Origin of the sequence: Terrisporobacter hibernicus (genome assembly GCF_020809405.1) — a bacterium.
GTDB lineage: Bacteria > Bacillota > Clostridia > Peptostreptococcales > Peptostreptococcaceae > Terrisporobacter > Terrisporobacter petrolearius.
On sequence record NZ_CP081135.1, the window covers coordinates 3989669 to 4010648 of the forward strand.

Annotated in this window: 22 protein-coding genes and 1 riboswitch; of the genes, 9 read left to right on the top strand and 13 right to left on the bottom strand. The window is 27.6% G+C overall.

From position 1 onward, the window contains the following. Nucleotides 1-97: 97 nt before the first annotated feature. Genes JW646_RS19510 through JW646_RS19520 form a run of 3 tightly spaced genes read left to right on the top strand, consistent with a single transcriptional unit; the run spans nucleotide 98 to nucleotide 1986 of the window. Nucleotides 98-793, top strand: a complete 696-nt coding sequence (locus JW646_RS19510; RefSeq protein ID WP_074916990.1) for a DnaJ domain-containing protein — start codon at nucleotides 98-100, stop codon at nucleotides 791-793. Between the two features lie 20 nt (nucleotides 794-813). Beyond that, the gene (locus JW646_RS19515) at nucleotides 814-1464 is read left to right on the top strand and encodes a leucine-rich repeat domain-containing protein (RefSeq protein WP_228416111.1); all 651 of its coding nucleotides are present in this window, start codon (nucleotides 814-816) and stop codon (nucleotides 1462-1464) included. 45 nt (nucleotides 1465-1509) lie between these two features. Further along, nucleotides 1510-1986, top strand: coding sequence for a nucleoside-triphosphatase (locus tag JW646_RS19520; RefSeq protein WP_228416112.1), 477 nt, complete (start codon nucleotides 1510-1512; stop codon nucleotides 1984-1986). A 115-nt stretch (nucleotides 1987-2101) separates the two neighbouring features. On the opposite strand, the gene JW646_RS19525 is transcribed toward JW646_RS19520, so the two are convergent. From JW646_RS19525 to JW646_RS19535, 3 genes are all read right to left on the bottom strand, one after another. Next, the gene (locus JW646_RS19525; protein ID WP_228416113.1) at nucleotides 2102-2419 is read right to left on the bottom strand and encodes a DUF1540 domain-containing protein; all 318 of its coding nucleotides are present in this window, start codon (nucleotides 2417-2419) and stop codon (nucleotides 2102-2104) included. 108 nt (nucleotides 2420-2527) lie between these two features. Next, on the bottom strand, nucleotides 2528-3367 hold the full coding sequence (locus JW646_RS19530; RefSeq protein WP_228416114.1) for a polysaccharide deacetylase family protein: 840 nt from the start codon (nucleotides 3365-3367) through the stop codon (nucleotides 2528-2530). A 124-nt stretch (nucleotides 3368-3491) separates the two neighbouring features. Further along, on the bottom strand, nucleotides 3492-4397 hold the full coding sequence (locus JW646_RS19535) for an N-acetylmuramoyl-L-alanine amidase (protein ID WP_074917001.1): 906 nt from the start codon (nucleotides 4395-4397) through the stop codon (nucleotides 3492-3494). Between the two features lie 198 nt (nucleotides 4398-4595). Between JW646_RS19535 and JW646_RS19540 the strand changes: the two genes are divergently transcribed. After that, nucleotides 4596-5135: a metal-dependent hydrolase gene (locus JW646_RS19540; protein ID WP_074917003.1), complete on the top strand. Its 540-nt coding sequence runs from the start codon at nucleotides 4596-4598 to the stop codon at nucleotides 5133-5135. Nucleotides 5136-5264: 129 nt separating this feature from the next. Here the strand turns inward: JW646_RS19540 and JW646_RS19545 are convergent, their stop codons facing one another. Both JW646_RS19545 and JW646_RS19550 read right to left on the bottom strand, forming a co-directional pair. Next, entirely contained in the window at nucleotides 5265-5801 is a 537-nt protein-coding gene (locus tag JW646_RS19545) for a GNAT family N-acetyltransferase (RefSeq protein WP_228416115.1), read from the bottom strand. Between the two features lie 126 nt (nucleotides 5802-5927). Beyond that, nucleotides 5928-7313 carry an aminotransferase-like domain-containing protein gene (locus tag JW646_RS19550; RefSeq protein ID WP_228416117.1) on the bottom strand — a complete coding sequence of 462 codons (1386 nt, stop codon included), beginning with the start codon at nucleotides 7311-7313 and terminating at the stop codon, nucleotides 5928-5930. A gap of 135 nt (nucleotides 7314-7448) precedes the next feature. On the opposite strand from JW646_RS19550, the gene JW646_RS19555 reads away from it, so the two are divergent. Continuing rightward, the gene (locus tag JW646_RS19555) at nucleotides 7449-8336 is read left to right on the top strand and encodes a PhzF family phenazine biosynthesis protein (RefSeq protein ID WP_228416118.1); all 888 of its coding nucleotides are present in this window, start codon (nucleotides 7449-7451) and stop codon (nucleotides 8334-8336) included. A 50-nt stretch (nucleotides 8337-8386) separates the two neighbouring features. Here the strand turns inward: JW646_RS19555 and JW646_RS19560 are convergent, their stop codons facing one another. The 3 genes from JW646_RS19560 to JW646_RS19570 all read right to left on the bottom strand — a co-directional run bounded on the left by JW646_RS19560 (nucleotide 8387) and on the right by JW646_RS19570 (nucleotide 11960). Next, nucleotides 8387-9595 (bottom strand): cation:proton antiporter, encoded by a 1209-nt coding sequence (locus JW646_RS19560; RefSeq protein WP_228416119.1) that lies wholly within the window; start codon nucleotides 9593-9595, stop codon nucleotides 8387-8389. A 50-nt stretch (nucleotides 9596-9645) separates the two neighbouring features. Then, a riboswitch (Fluoride riboswitch) is annotated at nucleotides 9646-9718 on the bottom strand. Nucleotides 9719-9792: 74 nt separating this feature from the next. Continuing rightward, entirely contained in the window at nucleotides 9793-11046 is a 1254-nt protein-coding gene (locus tag JW646_RS19565) for an ABC transporter permease (protein WP_228416121.1), read from the bottom strand. Beyond that, nucleotides 11046-11960 carry an ABC transporter ATP-binding protein gene (locus JW646_RS19570; RefSeq protein ID WP_228416122.1) on the bottom strand — a complete coding sequence of 305 codons (915 nt, stop codon included), beginning with the start codon at nucleotides 11958-11960 and terminating at the stop codon, nucleotides 11046-11048. Before JW646_RS19570 ends, JW646_RS19565 begins: the two co-directional genes overlap by 1 nt. Before the next feature lie 290 nt (nucleotides 11961-12250). Between JW646_RS19570 and JW646_RS19575 the strand changes: the two genes are divergently transcribed. From JW646_RS19575 to JW646_RS19590, 4 genes are all read left to right on the top strand, one after another. Further along, a complete protein-coding gene (locus tag JW646_RS19575) occupies nucleotides 12251-13186 on the top strand; it encodes an alpha/beta fold hydrolase (RefSeq protein WP_148556902.1) in 936 nt (311 codons plus the stop codon). Nucleotides 13187-13283: 97 nt separating this feature from the next. Then, nucleotides 13284-13631: a TIGR04076 family protein gene (locus JW646_RS19580; protein ID WP_074917020.1), complete on the top strand. Its 348-nt coding sequence runs from the start codon at nucleotides 13284-13286 to the stop codon at nucleotides 13629-13631. A 105-nt stretch (nucleotides 13632-13736) separates the two neighbouring features. Then, entirely contained in the window at nucleotides 13737-14501 is a 765-nt protein-coding gene (locus JW646_RS19585; RefSeq protein WP_228416123.1) for a 4Fe-4S binding protein, read from the top strand. Between the two features lie 112 nt (nucleotides 14502-14613). Next, a complete protein-coding gene (locus tag JW646_RS19590) occupies nucleotides 14614-14811 on the top strand; it encodes a hypothetical protein (protein ID WP_148556904.1) in 198 nt (65 codons plus the stop codon). A 225-nt stretch (nucleotides 14812-15036) separates the two neighbouring features. Here JW646_RS19590 and JW646_RS19595 read toward each other — a convergent pair whose 3' ends face one another. The 5 genes from JW646_RS19595 to JW646_RS19615 all read right to left on the bottom strand — a co-directional run bounded on the left by JW646_RS19595 (nucleotide 15037) and on the right by JW646_RS19615 (nucleotide 20878). Then, nucleotides 15037-17052 carry an FtsX-like permease family protein gene (locus JW646_RS19595; protein WP_228416124.1) on the bottom strand — a complete coding sequence of 672 codons (2016 nt, stop codon included), beginning with the start codon at nucleotides 17050-17052 and terminating at the stop codon, nucleotides 15037-15039. Beyond that, on the bottom strand, nucleotides 17042-17809 hold the full coding sequence (locus JW646_RS19600; protein ID WP_228416125.1) for an ABC transporter ATP-binding protein: 768 nt from the start codon (nucleotides 17807-17809) through the stop codon (nucleotides 17042-17044). Before JW646_RS19600 ends, JW646_RS19595 begins: the two co-directional genes overlap by 11 nt. 140 nt (nucleotides 17810-17949) lie before the next feature. Further along, the gene (locus JW646_RS19605; RefSeq protein ID WP_228416126.1) at nucleotides 17950-18990 is read right to left on the bottom strand and encodes a sensor histidine kinase; all 1041 of its coding nucleotides are present in this window, start codon (nucleotides 18988-18990) and stop codon (nucleotides 17950-17952) included. A gap of 2 nt (nucleotides 18991-18992) precedes the next feature. Further along, nucleotides 18993-19661 (bottom strand): response regulator transcription factor, encoded by a 669-nt coding sequence (locus JW646_RS19610; protein WP_228416127.1) that lies wholly within the window; start codon nucleotides 19659-19661, stop codon nucleotides 18993-18995. Nucleotides 19662-19711: 50 nt separating this feature from the next. Next, nucleotides 19712-20878 (bottom strand): DUF2812 domain-containing protein, encoded by a 1167-nt coding sequence (locus JW646_RS19615; protein ID WP_228416128.1) that lies wholly within the window; start codon nucleotides 20876-20878, stop codon nucleotides 19712-19714. Between the last annotated feature and the right edge of the window lie 102 nt (nucleotides 20879-20980).

Consider the following 20980-nt stretch of genomic DNA (forward strand, 5'->3'; position numbering starts at 1 on the left):
ACTTATTAACTTATTTAATATATATGATTGATACTGAAAATTATTTTATATATACTCTAATTAATTGAGAAATATTAAAATTTAAGGAGGTTTTATTATGACTCTTATGGAAGATTTATTATTAAAAGGTTATATAGATGAAAATTTAGAAGAAAATGTGGAAAATGCCACAGCTGATTATTTAATGAGGCTATTTATTTACTGTGCTAAGGCAGACGAAGAAATATCACAAAAAGAAAGAGATTATATACTAGATTATTTTGAATCTTTTGACATGAACAGTAGTGAGGAAATTTGGCTATTTGCACAATACGATTATGGAAGATTTCATAACTATAACAAAGAAACAATTATCTATCTAAAAAACTCCATAGGCAAGCTTCTAGACAAGAAAAATCTTGATTTCAAAATTCTTTCTCATCTTATAACTTTATGTTTAATCGACAATGAAGCATTAAACAACTCTCAAGCTGAGATAATAAGTGATTTTATAAATGTCTTCAACTTAGATGCTAATTCTTGTGACCAAATATACGACAAAGTATTAAATGAAAAAAACACAAAGATTCAAGAAGATGAAAATGCAGATGACTTGGATGAATGTTATAAAATACTTGGTCTAAGTAAAAATTGCACAAAAGAGGACTTAAAAAAACAATACGCATATCTGACTAAAAGTTATCATCCTGACAAATACAACAAAGAAGAAATGCCAGCAGAGGTTAGAAAAGAATTAGAAGATGCATATAAAAAAATAAATTTAGCTTATGATAGACTGAGAGATATTTTTTAATTTTTAAGGGGGTTATAAATATGATCTTTAAAATCGGGGTTGTAGTAGCTATTCTACTTATTATTTTTGTTTCTTACATTTTTTATAATAATAACAAAGGAAAACATAATAAAACCACTTCTAAAAAATCCTCAGATTCTTATTATAAAGATGATTTAGATTCTTTTTCCATATTAAGCAAGGACTCCTTTAAAGATAAAAATATAAAAGAATTTTTAGTGAATGAAGATATTATTTTAGTTGAAGACAAATGTTTTCTTAATTGTTCCCACTTAGCAAGTATAAAAGTAGAAGAAGGAAATAGTAACTACTGTTCTAAACTAGGTGTGCTTTTCTCCAGTGACATGAACACAATCATATGTTATCCTCCTTCAAAACAAACATCTACTTATTTTATACCTCAAGATGTACAAAATATAAATACCCATGCTTTTTTCAATAATAAATTTATAAAATACGTAATAGTTCCTACAAGCGTTGAGTATATAGGTGAAAATTCTTTTGTTAATTGTAAAAATTTAAATCAAATAGTAATTCCAGAAGATGTTACCAATATTCATCCTAGGGCTTTTAATCTTTGTCCTAAACTTACTATTCGCTGTTATAAAAATTCCTTTGCAGAAGATTATTGTAAAAAATACTATATTCCTTGTGAACATTTAAGCAGTTAATATAATTTATATGCTAAGTTTCATAGTGAGATAAGGGGAATTAATATGAAAAATATATTTATAACAGGAGATATAAGAATTGGTAAAAGCACTGTAATAAAAAAAGTTTTAGACTTGTTGAGAGATAACTATGAAAATAATTTGAATATTGGTGGTTACAAGTGTTGCAGAAATATAATTATTGAAAAAAACCTTACAAAATACGAATTTTTTTTAGTCTCTCTTAGGGACTTATCTTCTTATAAAATAATAGAAAACAAAGTAATTAACAATAAAGATAATGTTGAAATTTTCACTGAAAACTTTAATTTATACTCACAAAAACTTAATGATGATTTTAAAAATTGTCACCTTATAATACTTGATGAGATTGGGTGTGCTGAAAGCAATTCATATGAATTTATAGATTCTTTAAATAAAGTTTTAGATAGTAATAAAGCAGTTTTAGGTGTTTTAAAGAAAAAGAATTGTTTTTTAATAAATGATATAAAAAAAGAGATGATTTGCTTTTGCTTGAAGTAGATAAAAGCAACAGATATTTCATATATAAAGATATTTATAAGGCAATATTAGATTTGCTTTAAGAATATTTTGTAAAAAAAGAACTCTAAATATATTCAGAGTTCTTTTTTGTCTTTTATGATCTACATTCAAATGTACCACAAGCTGCATTAGCTGCCATTATTTGAACATCTTGTGCATAGCAGTTTCCATTTTCATTATATGCACAGTTACTTGCACTACATCTAATTGTTTCTGGTACAGTTTTTTTATTGTCATGAAGACTGGATAAATTATCGTGAGCATGTCCACCTTCTTCTACAAAAGTATTACAATTTGTTTCTTGAACTGTTTTGGCACTAAGACCTTTTACGTTGATTACACCTGCCATACAATCACAGCTTTTATTATGAACACAATTAGTGGCTTTACAAGTTACACTAGTACTTTTCATATAATACCTCCTACATTTTTTCATTCTTATTATGTGCTAAATATAAGTAAATAATTATTTATTTTGCAACTTTCAATATTATAAAAACATAGGAGTTAATATTTTTATTTATTCATCTAGTTTTACAAATTTATATCCTTCTTCTCTCAATATTATAAGAGCTTTTTTTAGTCCTTCGTATGTATTTCCATTTGGTTGATTAAAATGAGAAATTATAATGTCTCCAGCCTTTACTTTCCTAACTTCATTTATTATCTCTTCTTTGGAAAAAGTTGCTCCACCATCGCCATTTATACTAAATCCAGCTATTTTGTATCCAAGTTCATCTGCAATTTTTATAGCAACATCATCATAATAAGCCGTACCTGATCTAAAGTATTTAGGTTTTTTACCTGTTAATTTGTATATTGCATCATCATTTAATTTTATTTCTTTTATAACGTCTTTTACATCTGATGTTCCTTCTATATTGTAAACAGATCTTTTATTTACTGATAAAGGTTTATGACTATATCCGTGATTCTCAATTTCAAAATTATTATTTTTAGATAAATTCATAAAAATATCTTTGTTAGCTTCTATCCATCTATAATTTATAAATAATGTGGCTGGAATATTTTCTTTATCTAAAAAATCTATTAACTCTTTGTCGTATCTGCTTCCATGTTTTCCGCCACAAGCATCTAGTGTTAAGGCTATTTCTTTATTTTTATCATCTATATGACTTACTACTCCTTTCAAATGTTCACCCCATTCTTTTGGTTCTACATTTTCATAAGTCTTAATAATATTGTTTATCTTATCTTCTTCCCTTTTCTCTTTTTCAACTTGGGATGTATCTACTTGAATATTATTTTCTTTTATACTCTCCTCTTTTGTATCTGGCATCTTACTGCATCCTGTTGTACTCATTACTATACATAAAATAATAAATATTATTTTCTTCATTTTATAGTCCCTCCATGCATAACTTTTGTTATATTTTCTCACCACCAATAATTATACTTTAATATTTCAAAAAAATCCCTCCTCTTTTATAATTGAGGAAGGATTATTATTCTATTAAAACTTACTATAAAGAAGTCATGCTTTTTACATATGTGCTGCTAGCAGTTATATATAGGCCTGATTTTAGCTTATACATATAATAACCGTCTACTTTAACTTTTTTCATTACTGTAAAAACTTCACCTTTTTTTACAGTGCCAGCTACTGCTCCATCATCCCATGATGGACAATTTCTAACGTTTAACTTATCAACAATAACTTTTACATATTTTACATTTGTAGGAACTTCCACATCTTTTTCTGTACAAACAAATTCTTCTTCTGGTTTTACATATTTTACGTCAAAAGTTTTACATATACCTTTACAAGTTGCTTCTGCATCATTTTTTTGAAATTCTGGGTCTAACATACACACAGCTTCTGTCATATTATCCATAAATCCTGATTCAGTTAAAATCGCAGGCATCTTTGTATTTTTAAGAACATAAAGACTAAATCCTGAAATATCCATATCAGTTCTTACTCCATAATTTATGCAATCATGATCTTTATGCAATTTCCATAATTCGTCTTGTACATTTTTTGCCAGTACTTTTGTTTTAGCTTGTGAAATGTAATGAATTATTGTTACTACTCCTTTAGCCTTAGTTTGCCACTTTTCTCCCAGTGAATTATAATGCTTACTTACATAGGCGTCAGCATTAGCTGCATTTGCACGGCTAACTCTTGTTTGTAATGATGTATCCACATCAGTTGGCGCAACTATTAGAACATCGAAACCACATCTTTTTAATGCTTTCTCTAAATATTTTACTACAGCTCTGTTAAATTCATTTTCTTTAATTACTTCACCTTTTTTTCTTACTAGTTTACCATCAATATATAAATCTTCTTTTAGTGGTGGCGTCCTTTTGCCAGCTGTTTCCATTCCATGACCATCATCAAGGGCAATAAGATATTTTTTCGCCATATAAACACCTCCTTCTATAATATATAAGTTAATGACACTTTTTGACACTAATTTTATATATTTAATAATCTAAAAAATTTCTTATTTAAAATATCTTATCATCAATATATAAATATGATAGTTAAATTATATTTTGAAATTTGTATATATTTCCTTTATAATAAAATATATTAGAAATTTATGACAACTGGAGGATTTATGACAAAAGAAACTCACTCAAAGGGTGGTTATATTGTAGGCCTATTATTACTTCCTTACATACATAACACCTTCCTTGTGGGATATAACTTATCTTATCGTATAGTTCTCTTATTTATATATGCTTATTTTACACATTTTGGAGCGTTACTTAGCGATATAGATATGAGAGGATCATATATTAGTAAGAGGTTTCCCATAATATATAAAGTTTTTGGTAAAAGATTTAGGCATAGAAGTTTCACTCATAGTTTAATATTTGTAGGTCTAATAGCATTTATTGGAGAAATAGTTATAGTTTCAAGTAATGATAATATCGTATTTACTTGTATTTTCAGTGGAATTTTAGCTGGAGTAATTTCTCATATTTGTTTAGATTTAATTACAAAGGAAGGAGTAGAGCTTTTTTATCCTGTGGGAATTAACTTTTCCATACTACCTATAAAGACTAGTTCAAGAACTGAAAAGAATATTAACAAAGCATTTAGTATTTTAGTAGTATTTCTTATTGGTTATAGGTTTTATTTAATCACATTATAAATAATTAATTTGGCTTAAGTTGATAAATTAGAAATAAAAAATAGGGTGTATCTTTTTTGATACACCCTAGTATATCTAGGTATATATTCACAATTATTATTTATCCAAAATTATAATTTAATCACTTTACTATAATATTAATCCCATAAGCACAATATCAAAATATTCCCCATCGATATAAGTTTCATTTTTTTGTATGCCTTCTATTTCAAATCCACACTTTTTATATAATTCTATAGCTCTTGGATTGTCTTTTCTTACAGACAAGCTTATTCTAGTAGTTATACCGTTTGACTTACACCAATCTATTAACTCATCCATCATTATTTTTCCAAGTCCTACGTTACAGTACTCTTCTTTAATAACTATACCTAATTCACCAACATGCTTACCTTTTTTCTTTTGGTTAGAAGATATAGTACCTATTGCAATTATTTTATCATCTATTGTAGCAAGAATCATTGTATTATTATCTGACTCATTTACAGATGTAATTGCACACTCTTGTTGCAAAGGACTTACTTTGTATTCACCCGCCCCGAAAGATAAGTATGTAGTCTCTCCACCTACTATATTATAAAATTCTATTATCTCTTTAGCGTCACTTTCTTTTGGACTTCTTAATACAACACTTAAGTTATTTTTTGTTGAAACCCTTTTCACCATACATCCCACCCTGTCTTTTAAAATTTAATATTTTATTTATTATATACTATACATAATATAACACAGAATAATATAAATCAACATATAGTGACATCATTTTCCATTTGATAACTTTATATAAATAATCTAATCTCCATAAAGTTGACATTCTTTATTTGTATATCTATTTATTAGATTTACTATTATATTTAAACCCTTTTTTAGTTGCTCTTCATTGTGCGGTGCTGTTATACATAATCTTATACAAGACAATTCATCTTCATTTCCCACCACAAATCTTTCACTACAATATACTTGAACTCCTTTTTCTTTGCAAAGTACTTCAAAGTCTTTAGAATTAAAATTATTAGGTATCTTCAACCATATTAGATTGCCACCCTTATTGTAATTACAATTAGATTTGTTTAAAATATATTCAGCTATTTTCATTCTATTTTTTATAATTTCTTTTCTTTCATTTATTATTGATTTATAAACTTGATTATTGATAATACTACACAAAGCTTCAATTTGCAAATTTGACACCATCACATTCATATTATATAAAGCAAACTGGATATCTTTTTTATATTTTTGTGGTGTAATTATCATCCCAACTCTCAAACCCGGGCAGATAATTTTTGACATACTTGCTATATAAATAGTATTATGGCTTATTTCATATAAAGTTTTTGAAAGATTATCTAAGAATAATCGGTGAATGCCATCTTCAATAATCAATAAATTATGTTTTTGTGATATTTTTCTTATTTCTTCTCTTCTCTTTTCACTCATTGTTTTAGTAGTAGGATTATGAATATCATTAATTAAATATATACCTGTAAGTTTTTCATTTTTACAAATAGTATCTAAAAACTTAGGACTCATTCCTTCCTCATCTGATCCAATGGAAATTAACTTAATTTTACACATATTAGCACTAGTTTTAAGTCCTGCATATATTAATGGATCTACGCCTATTTTGTCTCCACTGTTAAATAGCGATAATAATATGGAACATAAGGCGTTTTGACCACCAGCAGCAAAGAGTATGTCCTCTTCATTGCAAGGTAGTTTATATTCTTCCTTTAAAAATTTACATGCAACACTCTTTTGATAAGATGATCCATTTACTTCCTTGTATTCAAGCAACTTATATGAATCGGGTCTATTCATTATTTCTTGTATAGTTTTAACAACATATTCATTTTGCTCATATGTAGGATGAGATGCGCCCAGCTCAATTAAGCTTCCTCTTTCTAAGGTATCCATCATGGTGTTTTTTATATGAACATCTGAAGATACAAATGTTCCTTTTCCTATGGTTGCACAGATAAGACCTTTTTCTTCACATAGTTTAAACGCTCTAGTAACTGTACTTAAATTTATATCTAAAAAGTCTGCCAATTCTCTTTGAGGTGGCAGCTTTGTTCCAGGATTTAATTTGCAATTTTTTATATCTTCTTCCAAAAGTTTTGCTAAACCTTTAGTAATAGAACCTTTAATATTTTTCAAACTTGGCTTCCAACTCATTGGGTAATTTTCAAAGGAATTTACAGGCATTTTTTCACTCCTAATTGTAATATTGTATTGCATACAATTATAATATTGATTGCAAAAATTATCAATGTTACAATTTTTTTAAGATAATATTTTAGGGAGGTTAAGATGAATAAAATTATAATTAAGCAAGTAGATGCTTTTACTTCTATTCCTTTTGGAGGTAATCCAGCTGGAGTTGTGACAGATGCCAATAGTATTGATGATTTTATAAAACAAAAGATTGCAAAAGAAATGAACCTTTCAGAAACTGCCTTTGTTTCTTCTTCTGACAAAGCCGATTTTAAAGTTCAGTTTTTCACTCCAAAATTTGAAGTAGACTTATGTGGACATGCTACTATTGCTACTTTTAACACTTTATATAAAGAAAACAAACTAGATTTAAGTAAAGATAAGTTTTATCAAGAAACTAAAGCAGGAGTTTTGCCTGTTGAAATTAGAAATATTGATGATAAAAAAATCTTTATGATGACTCAAGTAAATCCTAAGTTTATAAATTTAGATCATCTAAGAGAAGAAATTGCACAGTCACTAAATATTAGTAGGGACGATTTATTGCCTTATCCAATGAAAAATGTTAGCACTGGTCTTTGGTGGCTTGTATTTGGTGTAAAAAACTTAGAAATATTAAAAAATATCACTCCTAATTTAGATAAAATATCTAAGTTAAGTGATAAAAATAATTTTGTTGGTATTTCTCTGTTTACTATGGAAACTTTTAATCATGACTGTACATATCATGTAAGATCCTTAGCTCCTTATTGTGGTGTGGCAGAAGATCCAGTATGTGGCACTGGTAATGGTAGTGTATCATCTTATATATTCCATCATAAATTAATAGATAAAAATCAATCATCTTTAGTCGGGGAACAGGGTCATTTTCTAGAAAGACCTGGTAAAGTTTATGTTGAAATACAAAGTGATATTGATGAAATTATATATATAAAAATCGGAGGTGAAGCAAGGACTGTTTTAGAAGGTGAAATTTTATACTAATATAAAAAAAGGATAGTTATTTACTATAAATAACTATCCTTTTTTAAAATTTAATTAGCTAATTTATCTCTTCCTTCATCATTATCACTGCAAAGAAGTTTTTTGTAAGTACTATCTATTCCTATTGCACCAAATGGTGCAGTTATTAGTATAGCAAGAACTGCCACAGTTAAAACTATGTTTCCACAAGAAAGCCCCATAGCTAATGGCATCCCTCCAATAGCTGCTTGTACTGTAGCCTTTGGCGTATAAGCTATCATGCAGAATAATCTTTCTTTCTTAGAAAGCTTTGTTTTTATGAGACAAACAAAAACTCCTATCATTCTAATCATTAAAGCAAATAATATTACTATTACTACTGGTATTCCAGCTGTAATTGCATATTGTACGTTTACAGTTGCACCAACTAAAACAAATAATACTATTTCTGCAGCAATCCATAATTTGTTATATTTATTTGATAATCTTACTGCTAGCATTTCATATTTTGCTTTAATTAATATTCCCATACTCATAATTGCAAGTAATCCTGACATAGGAATTATACTTTCCAAGCTATTTTGTAATTCTATTAATAAGAAAGAAACGCTAAGTATTATTATTACTTTTATAGAATCTCTTAAGTGAACTTTCTTAAATATTTTTATTAATACAGTTGCCATAAGTACACCAACTAAGACTCCCATTATTATAGAAATTGGTATTTGTGCAAAACTTGATAAAGACATGTCTCCACCCTTTGCCAAATCTGTAAAAGCAGTAAATAATACTATTACAAAAATATCATCAACTGATGCACCTGCCATAATTAATTGCGGAATACTATTTTCTTTTCCTATCTTTTGTTCTATTAAATTAATCATTCTAGGAACAATAATAGCTGGGGATACGGCTGCAACCACAGCTCCCATAATTGCGGCTTCCAAAACTGTAACTCCTAGTAATTTTGGTGCAATCATAACAACTGCCAAAATTTCAAAACATGCAGGCACAAAACACATTAATACAGCAGGACGGCCTACTTTTTTCAAATCTTTCACATCTAGTGACAATCCTGCTCTAGTTAAAATAATTACAAGAGCCAACTGTCTAAGATCCGGTGAAATACTTAATATTTTATCATCCAATAAATTAAATGCATAAGGACTTAGTAAAATCCCTGTAAAAATCATTCCCATTAAGCTTGGTAATTTTAACTTATTAAAAATACTTCCCATTAATAATCCAAGTAAAAAAATAATTGCTAAACTTGTTAACATCTCTACCTCCTATTTTTTGCATAAAAAAAGCTGATAATTTCCGTGACAAAATAATCACAGAAGTCATCAGCATAAATGCGGTTTAAGTGTAAACTTTGGGAGAACTTCATTCCCGTGTTCTTATTTTAGCATAATTTGCATTTTAATTCAATCAATATTATCTTCAACATTATTTATTTTTCTTCATTTAAGTTGTATTATTCTTTTTCACTTCTAATCCATTTTAAAGCATTTTTTAATTTTATAGGATTTCCATACATTAATGTAGCCATTCTATATATTTTAGCTCCACCCATTCCTGCTAATACTGTTGATCCTATTAATATTAGAGCAGATATTACGAATTCTGCTGATGTAACAGCTCCTGTTGCAACCCTTACTATCATGGTCATTGGAGATGCAAATGGTATATATGAACAAACCTTTAATATAACACTATCTCCGTTAGTTAATCCAAATATACTTATGAAAAATACTATCACAAATATCATTGTAATAGGACCAACACTTGTTCCTATATCTTCCGTCTTTGATACTAAAGCTCCCAATGCACCATATATAAATGAATAGAATAAGTAACCTAATATTCCAAATATGGCAAATGTAGCTATTAATTCTGGAGGCATTTTAAATACATTATCCAACATTCCATTCCATACTTCACTATTTGCCTTATATGCAATAAATGTTGATGACATTATTATTCCAACCTGTGCTATACTTGCTATTGCACCTGCAATAACCTTACCAAAGATTAAGTTATTCGTATTTGTACTAGTAACTAGTACTTCTATTGCTCTATTGCTTTTTTCTGCAGTTATTCCCATAGCAATTAATTGACCATACATTATAATCATCATATATATAATGAAAATTAATATATATGCGTAGAAATAATTGTTTGCACTATCTTTTCCTAATATTTCAACATTAGAAACTATTTGAGTGCTATATATTTTATCTACCTTTTTGAAATCCATTCCTTTACTAGTAATTTGTTTTTCTCTATATATGTTTTTCAAAACTTCATCAAACATAATTTTATTTTCATCATCAAACTTTGTATTTTGAACAACATAGTCATATTTAGTTAAGCTGTCTATATTAAAACCTGCTTCCACATCTTGATTTTCAACTAATTTATTTAATTCACTTTGATTTTTTACCACTTTCCAATTTGAGTTTGGAAAATAAGCATTTAATATTTCTTTATTAGGTATAATATTATTTTCATCATATATTGCAAAATTAGTTTTATCTTCTTCCACAACATCTTCCACATTAGTTTCATTTTCATTTGCAGTTGGTAATATAGATGACATATCTATAAAGTTTGGTAGAGATAAGCCAATTACCATTACTAAGGCAATTATTACAGTACTTATTATAAAAGATTTCTTTTTGAAATAATTACTAAGCTCAAATTTTAGTACAGTAAGAAATTGTTTCATTATTCCTCACCTACTTTCTTTACAAATATGTCTGTTAAATCTGGTTCATATGTAGAAAACTTATCTATATCTATGTTTTCTTTTAGTATTTTTTCTAAAAACCTATTTTTTGTTGCATCATTATGTAGCTCTAATACTAAATAATCTTTTTTAACTTCATTTACAATTACCAAATCATCAAACTTCTCTTGGCATATAGATTTTAAATCATTTACGTTTAAGTTGTTTGCACTTAATATTAATCTATTATTACCAAATTCTCTTTTGATTTCTTTAAGATTTCCACTTAAAACAATCTCACCTTTATTTAGTATAACTATATCTTCACAAAATTCTTCAACATAACTCATTTGATGGCTTGAGAATATAACTAGTTTATTTTGATTTATTAGTTCTCTTACAGTATCTTTAAGAATTTGTGCATTAACTGGATCTAGTCCACTAAAAGGTTCATCAAGTATAACTATGTCTGGATCACAAACTAAAGTTTGGGCTAATTGTACCTTTTGCTGATTACCTTTAGATAAACTATCTAGTGTTCTATTTGCATATTCCTCTATACCTAACTTTTTAAGCCATGTCTTCGTACTTTCTTTTGCATTTTTTCCTGATATACCTCTCAGCTGAGCTAAATAAACTATCTGCTCTGTAACTTTCTTTTTAGGATATAAACCTCTTTCTTCTGGTAGATATCCAATTTGATAATTTCGTGGTTCGAATTTCTTTCCATCTATTAATATTTCGCCTGAGTTAGCTTTAAAAACATCCATTAATATACGAATTGTTGTAGTTTTTCCTGCACCATTTCTTCCTAATAACCCAAGCGCCTTTCCACTTTCAACTGAAAATGATATTCCATGCAGTACTTCATTTTCCGAAAAACTTTTTCTTATCTCCCTTACGTCTAACCTCATACATTCCTCCCTTAAAATAGTCATCTAGTAAATCATATACTAACATCATTTTTGTTTCAACTTAAATTTCTTTAAGAAACTATCTATGATAGATGCGTTTTTATAAATATAAATTCTTTGAACTAACTTAAAACAATGTAATACACTTTAATCAAAGAAATTACTTTCCTATTGGAAAATAAATGAATACTATGTATAATGTAAGCAAACCTCGCTATTGTTATATAGTGAGAATTAGGAATAATTCTGATAATATATAGATAAATAGAAATTTGTAGGAGCACATGAGAATGAAAAAAGTTATGAAGATTATAGGAATTGCAATAATTATTTTAGTTGTACTATTATTAATGTGTTATGTAAATCATAAAGTTCAATCAAAAAAAGAGAAAGAACTATTGAAGCCCTTGGGTACAGTGGTTAATGTTAATAATAAACAAATGAGTATTTATACTGAAGGTGAAGGCCCAAAAACACTTGTTTTTATGTCTGGAGGAGGAACTTGTTCTCCTATTTTGGATTTTAAGTCTTTGTATTCTTTATTAAGTGATGAGTATAAAATAGTAGTTGTGGAAAAATTTGGATATGGTTTTAGTGACATAGTTGATGAAAAAAGAGATATAGATACTATATTAGAAGAAACAAGAGCTGCTTTGCAAAAATCTGGAATAGTTGGACCTTATGTCTTATGCCCTCACTCTATGTCAGGAATAGAAGCTTTGTATTGGGAACAGAAATATCCTAATGAAGTTAGTACAATTATTGGACTTGATATGGCTGTTCCAGATGCTTATGAGAATTTCGAAATAGATATGTTGACAATAAAATTAGGACAGTTTGCTAGTAAGGTAGGTATCACAAGAATGATTCCACAAATAGCCAATGGTGATGCCGTAAAATTTGGAACACTTTCTGATTCAGAAAAAGATATCTATAGAGCTGTTTTTTATAGTAGAACTGCAACAGACACCATGATAGATGAAGTAACTCATATTAAAGAAAATGCAAAAGTAGTTTCAAATGGTAAAATGCCCAATATGCCAATATTAATGTTTTGTTCAAATGGAAATGGAACAGGGTGGAATGAGGATACTTGGAAGAATATTCAATCAAAGTATATTAGTAATTGTACTCGTGGGAAAATGATTGAACTGGATTGTAGTCATTATATTCATGATCACGAATATGAAAAAATAGCAAATGAAATTAAAGTGTTTTTGGACTGATAAATTCCAATGTATAGAACAGGCTTAAAAATAGGAATTTGACTGGTAAATTATTTTATAAATAATGATAAAACAAATTTAATGTTGGAGGTTTGTGATGAAAAAATGGTATGATGAGGAGTATGAATGGGAAATCCAGGTAATAGGATTTCTCCGTGGGGAAAGCACAGAGCATTATTGCAGAAATGGCGAGGAAATTGGAGATAAGTATACCTGCACCTATGGATGTCCTGTCAATGCTCATGGACAGGGTATTTGCTCTAAATCCATGATGATTATGTTTCCAATAATGGAGGCTGTGAGAAGTGGTGGGGATTTAGAAAATATTGGCGGAACTAGTAAGTATAGCAAAGATATCGTATGTCCAGATGGTTGCGTCATGTTCAGACTTACCGCAAAGAAACTTGGGAATGAGAATTTTTACAAAGGAAAGTTTTTTGAGTAGTTTTGATTTTTATTATATTCAGATGAAAATAAGTCAAAGTGTATGAATTTCAGATTAATAATCTGACAAACAAAAGTTAAAATTTAGAGGAGAGATATAGCATATATGAAACTATATAAAATTTATTTTAGTCCTACAGGTACAACTAAAACAACAGCAGATTTAATAAGTAGAGAATTTGATCTTGAAACCATAGAGTTAGATTTGTCAAATAAAATGGAAGACTTTTCAAAATTTACCTTTAGTGAAAAAGACCTTTGCATTATAGCAGTTCCGTCTTTTGGTGGCCGTGTACCAATGGCAGCAATGGCTAATATTAAGAAGCTAAATGGAAATGGCTCAAAAGTCATTTTAGTAGCAACATACGGCAATAGAGCATATGAAGATGTATTGTTAGAATTGAAAGATACCTTAACAACATTAGGATTTTCCTCCATTGCAGCAATAGCTTCGGTTACAGAACATTCTATTGCACATCAATTTGCCACTGGAAGACCAGATTTACAAGACAAAGAAGAATTGATAAAATTTTCTGGTCAGATCAAAGAAGTCTTGAAACAGGGAAAAGTTACTAAAGATTTGTATGTACCTGGAAATAATCCATACAAAGAATATAAAGTTATTCCTATAGTTCCACAAGTGAGACAAGAATGTATGAAATGCGGTCTTTGTGCTATAAAATGTCCAGTTGATGCTATTTCAAAAGATAATCCAATGTTGGTAGACAAAGAAAAATGCATTTCCTGTATGCGATGTGTAGCTATTTGTCCAAGCAAAGCTCGAAGTGTAGATGAAAAGTCAATATTGGCAATTTCAAAAAAATTAGAAAAGGTATGTTCCGAAAGAAAAATGAATGAACTATTTTTATAAATATTAAACTCATTTAATATAATGGAAATATACAAAATTTAACAGGATAAATTCGAATTTGTAGATCAGGCTTAAAAATAATAATTAAATTAGATAGGGAAGTGAATATAAGATGAGAAATGAACATAAATATCTAACTATATTTTTAATTATAGGATTTATTACTGGTACACTTGTAGGTATTCTTTTATGGATGTATTTAAGGTTTAATTCAGGATTTAGTATTGGTATTAGTGCTGGATTTGGAATGTTGATTGGAATTTTGATTGGTTCTATAATAGATTATGAAGCTAAGAAAGAAAGTAGATAAATTCAAATTTATAGAGTATATTTGGTTAACAATATTAATATACTACATACAATTTATGGCAAAATTAATAAATAACCACATCTTAGAACTCAGAATATTAAAAATACTAAGGTGTGGTTATTTTCATATTATAACTATCATGAAGTTGACTAGTATAGCCTAATTCAAATAATATTATTATTTATAAAGTTCTTAATAATTTGTTGCACCAATCTTACCGTACTATTACTTATTCACAATTCTCTTATACCCTCTATAAGTTCCATAGAAATATACACCATAAACAGCACATATAATACATATGGAAATTATATTGTTGCCTAAAGTATCGTAATCACCTATTATTTTCACTACATCATTTGCTACCTTTATTCCGAATATACTATGAACTAAAGCTAAAAGTATAGGTATGGCAAAGTATAATAAAACCTGTATAAAGATGGATCTGTTTATCATGTTTGAACTTACGCCTAGCTTTCTTAATATTTCATATATACCAACACTTTCTATTGCACCTGACAATTGACTAAGCCCAAGAACTGCTGCACTGGCTATTAAGAAAATTATTCCTATATATAATCCAACGTATAAATACATACTCGATGAAGCCATATTACCCTCTAATGCTATAATTCTAGTCATTGCACTTATCTTCACTTTATTATTTTCTTCATATTTTTTGCCTTCGCCCATGGATTTTTCAAGATTTTTCACTGCTTTATTTTCTGTTTCTACCTTATCACCAACATAATTTAAACTTAGGCACTTTTTAAGTAAACTATATTTATGAACATTTTCATCCTTAACTACTAGTGTTGCAATATTGCCACTAATTGGAGTATCTTCTATTGAATAAAATCCATATTGGCTATTAACTTCAAAATCCTCTTCCCCAATTTTCATAGTCTTATTTTTGCTCACATATTCTTTAATTGAGGGTTCTATTGTAGACATATCAGTAAAAATAAATACTTCTTTGTCTTTTAAACTTATTGTCTCTTTATTTTGCATTTTCATTAATTTATTATAATCTGACAATTTTACAATAGGTACAGTAAAATCTCTCATACTATATAAAAAATTATCTGTAGTACTTTTAAACAACTGTTTAAATTTTACTGGTGAATTATATATGTTGTAATCCAAATATTCATTTGTATAATCTTTTATGTTAAATCCTATTTTTTTTACTGTTTCACTTATCTTATCTTTTGAGGCTTTTGAATTTTCTTGTTTTTCATATGTATGTGTCAAAGTCATATCGTAAGGCGCTAAAAATTGTGATGTATTTTCCATCGCACTTTTTGTTCCTATGGATGCTGTATACATTCCTATGGAAACAAACAGCATCAAACAAATAACACTCATGGATATATAATTTGTATTTATTTTGCTATTTAGTTGTCTCAAAGTAAATGTGTTAAGATTTTTTAAATATTGGTTTTTGCTGCTTTGTATTACTTTTATTAAAAAACCTGCCAATGCTCTAAAAAACAACACAGTTCCAACTATTCCTAGTACAATTGATAATTTGAATTTATCATTTATCTCCATTAATCCATTTTCTAAAATTAACTTATATGCCACTGCCAAACAAATAACTGATATAATAAATAAAATCACTGATAAAACTAGATTTGTACCTTTTAATTTTTCATTATTTCTATCACCATTTATAAGGTTTATCAACTTACATCTTGATACTATAATAAAGTTAAATACCATAGATATAAAATACATAATCCCAAAATAAAAAATAGTTTTTAGGCATGCATCTTTTGAAAAAATAAATTTATATTCAGTCATGTCTATAGCAAATAGTTTTGCTGTAACTCCTGCTAGTCCTTGGGATAAAAACACTGCAATGAATATTCCAGTTACTAAAGATAATATGCCCACTATAATAGTTTCATAAAATAACATAAAAGCTATTTTACTTCTACTAATACCTAGTGTCATATATATTCCAAATTCTTTATTTCTTTTCTTTATTAAAAAATTATTTGCATATAGTATTAAAAACCCAAGTACAAATGATACAAATACAGATACCATGGATATTATCTTATTAAGAGCATCAAGAAAAATCTTCTGTGTTTCTGATAAGTCCATCATTATTGTTTGAGATTCTATGGAATTAAAAATATAAAATATACAAATACCTAATGCCAGTGTAAAAAAATATACACTATAATCTTTTATACTTCTTTGTACATTTCTTCGTGATAGCTTAAATAACATTACTAGTGTCACCTCCAAGAAATGTAACTACTTCTATAATTCTTTTGAAAAATTCTTTTCTATCGTCATTTCCTCTTATTGACTCGTTGAATATCTTTCCATCTTTTATAAATAAAATTCTTTTACAGTAACTAGCTGTAAAAGCATCATGAGTTACCATCATTATTGTTGAATTTAAACTTTCATTTAAGTTAGACAAGTTTTCAAGCAGTACTCTTGCTGATTTTGAATCAAGAGATCCTGTTGGTTCATCTGCTAAAATTAAAGATGGATTAGTTATTATAGCCCTTCCACAAGCTACTCTTTGCTTTTGACCTCCAGATATCTCGTAGGGGAATTTATTTAATATATCTGAAATGTTTAATTTATTGCCAATGGCTTTTACTTTTTCATCAATATTAACACCTTTCTCTCCAATCACTGATAAAGCTAAAGATATATTTTCGTAAACTGTTAAGGTATCTAATAAATTAAATTCTTGGAATATAAATCCTAAATGCTCTCTTCTAAATTTCTCTACATTTTTTCTTGAGAAAGTAGTTATATCTTTGTTTTCTATTAATATGGTTCCTGTAGTTGGCTTGTCTATAGTGGCTATACAATTTAAAAGTGTTGTTTTTCCACTGCCACTAGGACCCATAATACCTATAAATTCTCCTTCCTCCACTTGAAAAGAGATATTATTTATTGCTTTTGTCAAATTTCTTTTATTTCCATAATATTTTTCTATGTTTTTAACTTGTAAAACTGCGTTCATTGTTCTTACCTCCATAACCAATTTATACTTATATTATATAAGCCTTAGAGGTTTCCATTAATAACATAACCTTACCACAATCTTACAAAAAGGTAAGTTTACATTATATCTCTGCAATATTTCACCAAATCAGAACTTCTTTAATTAATCTGAGTCATACTCCCCTTAGGAAATGTTATTTTTACTGTAGTTTCTTCTTTTACTTTTGAATCTATTTCTAACCCTAAATACATCCTATCTGCTAATTTTTTAGATATATATAGACCCAAACCTGTTGATTTTTTTAACTTTCTACCATTTATTCCTGTAAAACCTTTACTAAATACTTTTTTCAAATCTTTCTCATCTATACCTATTCCATTATCCTTTATAAAAAGTTCTATATAATTTTTACTTTCCTTTGTGTATATAGTAATTTTGCCATGTTCCCTCTTTAATTTTTCATTTATATCTTCACTTCCTATATACTTTATGGAATTTATTATTATTTGGTTTAGAATATATTCCAACCATTTTTTATCACAGTACACATTGCTGTTAAAGTCTTGCAGATCTATAATTATTTTATTTTCTCTTATAAGCTTCTTGTTTCTTCTTATTGTATTGCTTATGTATTTTTTCAGATTGGTTTCCTTTATTATGTAATCTAGCTCTACTTCATTACTTTTAGAATAATAAAGTGCTTGTTCTATAAAGTCTTCAATTTTTTCTATTTCTTCTAAAAGACTTAATGTATGTTCATTTTTGTTATTTTCTATTATCAGTTTACTCGCTGATATGGGTAATTTTATTTCATGTACCCACAAATCCAGATACTCCTTATATTCTTCTTGATTAAATTTATATAAATTCACTTCTTCATTCATTGCTTTATCTGTAGTACTTAAAACATTATATAAAATTTTCCCCTCTAAAAAAGAAGGTTCCTCCATTAACACTGGCAGCAAATATTTTTTATCAAGTTCTCTTAGAGATGCTTCTACTTTCGTGTAGTAATCATTTTTTCTTAAATAATCATGGGCAAATTCTATAAAAGTTAATACTATCCATAAAGTTATAATAAAATTTATAGTTATGTTTTCAACTCTAGATAAATACAGGATATATACTACAAAAACGAGAAATATTAGCCTTAAAATTATAGATAAGCTTTTATCTTTTATATAGTCTTTTATTTTCATAATTATGGCATTATATAGCCTCTTCCCCTCCTAGTTTCTATATATCCTTCACACTTTATTTCTTCTAATTTTTTTCTAAGTCTATTAATATTTACAGTTAGCGTATTATCGTCTATAAAAAGATCCAAGTCCCATAAATAATCCATCAAGTCTCCTCTTGAAACTATTTTTCCTTTATTTTTCATCAAACAGTTTAATATTCTGAACTCATTTTTCGTAAGCTCTATTTCGTTATCTTCAAATATAACAGTGTTTTTAGGTAAGTCTAATTCTAATCCTTTATATATAATCCCATCTTTACTTTCTTTATCATAAGTTCTTTTTAAAATTAAGTTTATTCTTGCCAATAAAATTTGTGTATTGTATGGCTTTGTGATAAAATCATCTGCTCCCAAATTAATACTCATAAGCTCGTCCATCTCTGTATCTCTGCTAGTAACTACGATTATTGGTACATTAGATTTTTTTCTTATTTCTCTACATATATAATATCCATCATATATAGGCAAATTTATATCTAATAATACTAAATGTGCATTTTCTTTTAAAATATCTCCTATTATACTTTCAAATTTTGATAGACAAATCACTTCGTAATTGTAGTTAACTAAGAAATTTTTAAGCTCTGCTCTTATTTTCTCCTCATCTTCTACTATAATAATTTTTTTCATTATTTCAAATTTCCCCCTAATAACAAATATTCTATGTTTATTTTCTTATATTATAAATTTAACAATTTTTCTTTTATAAAATTAATTTTACTTTTATTATAATCCCCTTCCATATCTAACATTAAAATCACATTATCATAAACTATTATCCTCTCCTCTGTTGATTTATCAATATAAATTTCCTTTGCTCCCCAAGTATTGAATTCTTCACCACTTGTATATTTTTTATATTTACTTCCCATATTAGTATGATTTATTTTTATATCTTTCAGTGCATTACTCATTATATTTTTATACTTACTTTCAAATACTTCATAAGAAATAACCCCACCATTATTTTCATGTTGTATATAAGTGCCATCATCACCATAAGTTTCATAATATGTTGAATCACTAAATGAATAATACTTCCCTAAAAATGATTTATATTTTGTTGTACTACAATCACGCTCAGATTGAATTTTTATATTATAATCTTCAAGGACTATTGGCAAACTTTCTTTTGAGAATGACGTTCTTGGAGATATACCAAATCCATCAAGAAAGCTAATTACTACATTTAATATAAGTAAAGTCATAATAAAAAAATGTAATGTCACACCAAAAACAGAGCTTATTTTTATTTGATTTAAGCTTTTATATTTAAATTCCTTTTTTATAAAATAATTAATATACCAAATTATGCTTAGAATTAAATCTATACATAAATATATTAACGCTAAAATTCCTATAACATAAAAACCACCCCCTCTATAATTAGACACTGTGTCCATATAAGATCCATCTAAATAAAATCCCTCATATTTAAAAATAAAATGAAATAATAGTATAAATGCTACTAATGAAATAACATCTTTTATAAGTAAAGATTTTATACTTTCCTCAGGTTTACTTTTAATTTTTTCCTTGTTACTTTCTTCTGAAATACTTATTTGAAAAAAATTATTGCCACAAACATATTCCCAGTTATGATCTTTGCAATATTTTATATATGTTATTTTATCTACATAACTATCACCATCAAAATTCTTTCCGAGTGGGTCAACATTATATTTAAAATTTATTTTATCTGTTTTCACAAAAGTCAAATGGTAATTTTTTATCTTAGTCAACAACCAGCCTTTCTTTGCCATTTCATTTAGATACTCCTCTAAAATTGCACAATCTGTTTTATCAAAGCATAAAAATACTATTTTTTTATTTCCCCAAATTTTCATATACTTATCTCCATTAAATTTATTTTCTACTCTATTTATAATGATAATATACTTGATTTGTTTTTTCCATGTAAAACAAAAGACTTGAAGATACACTCCAAG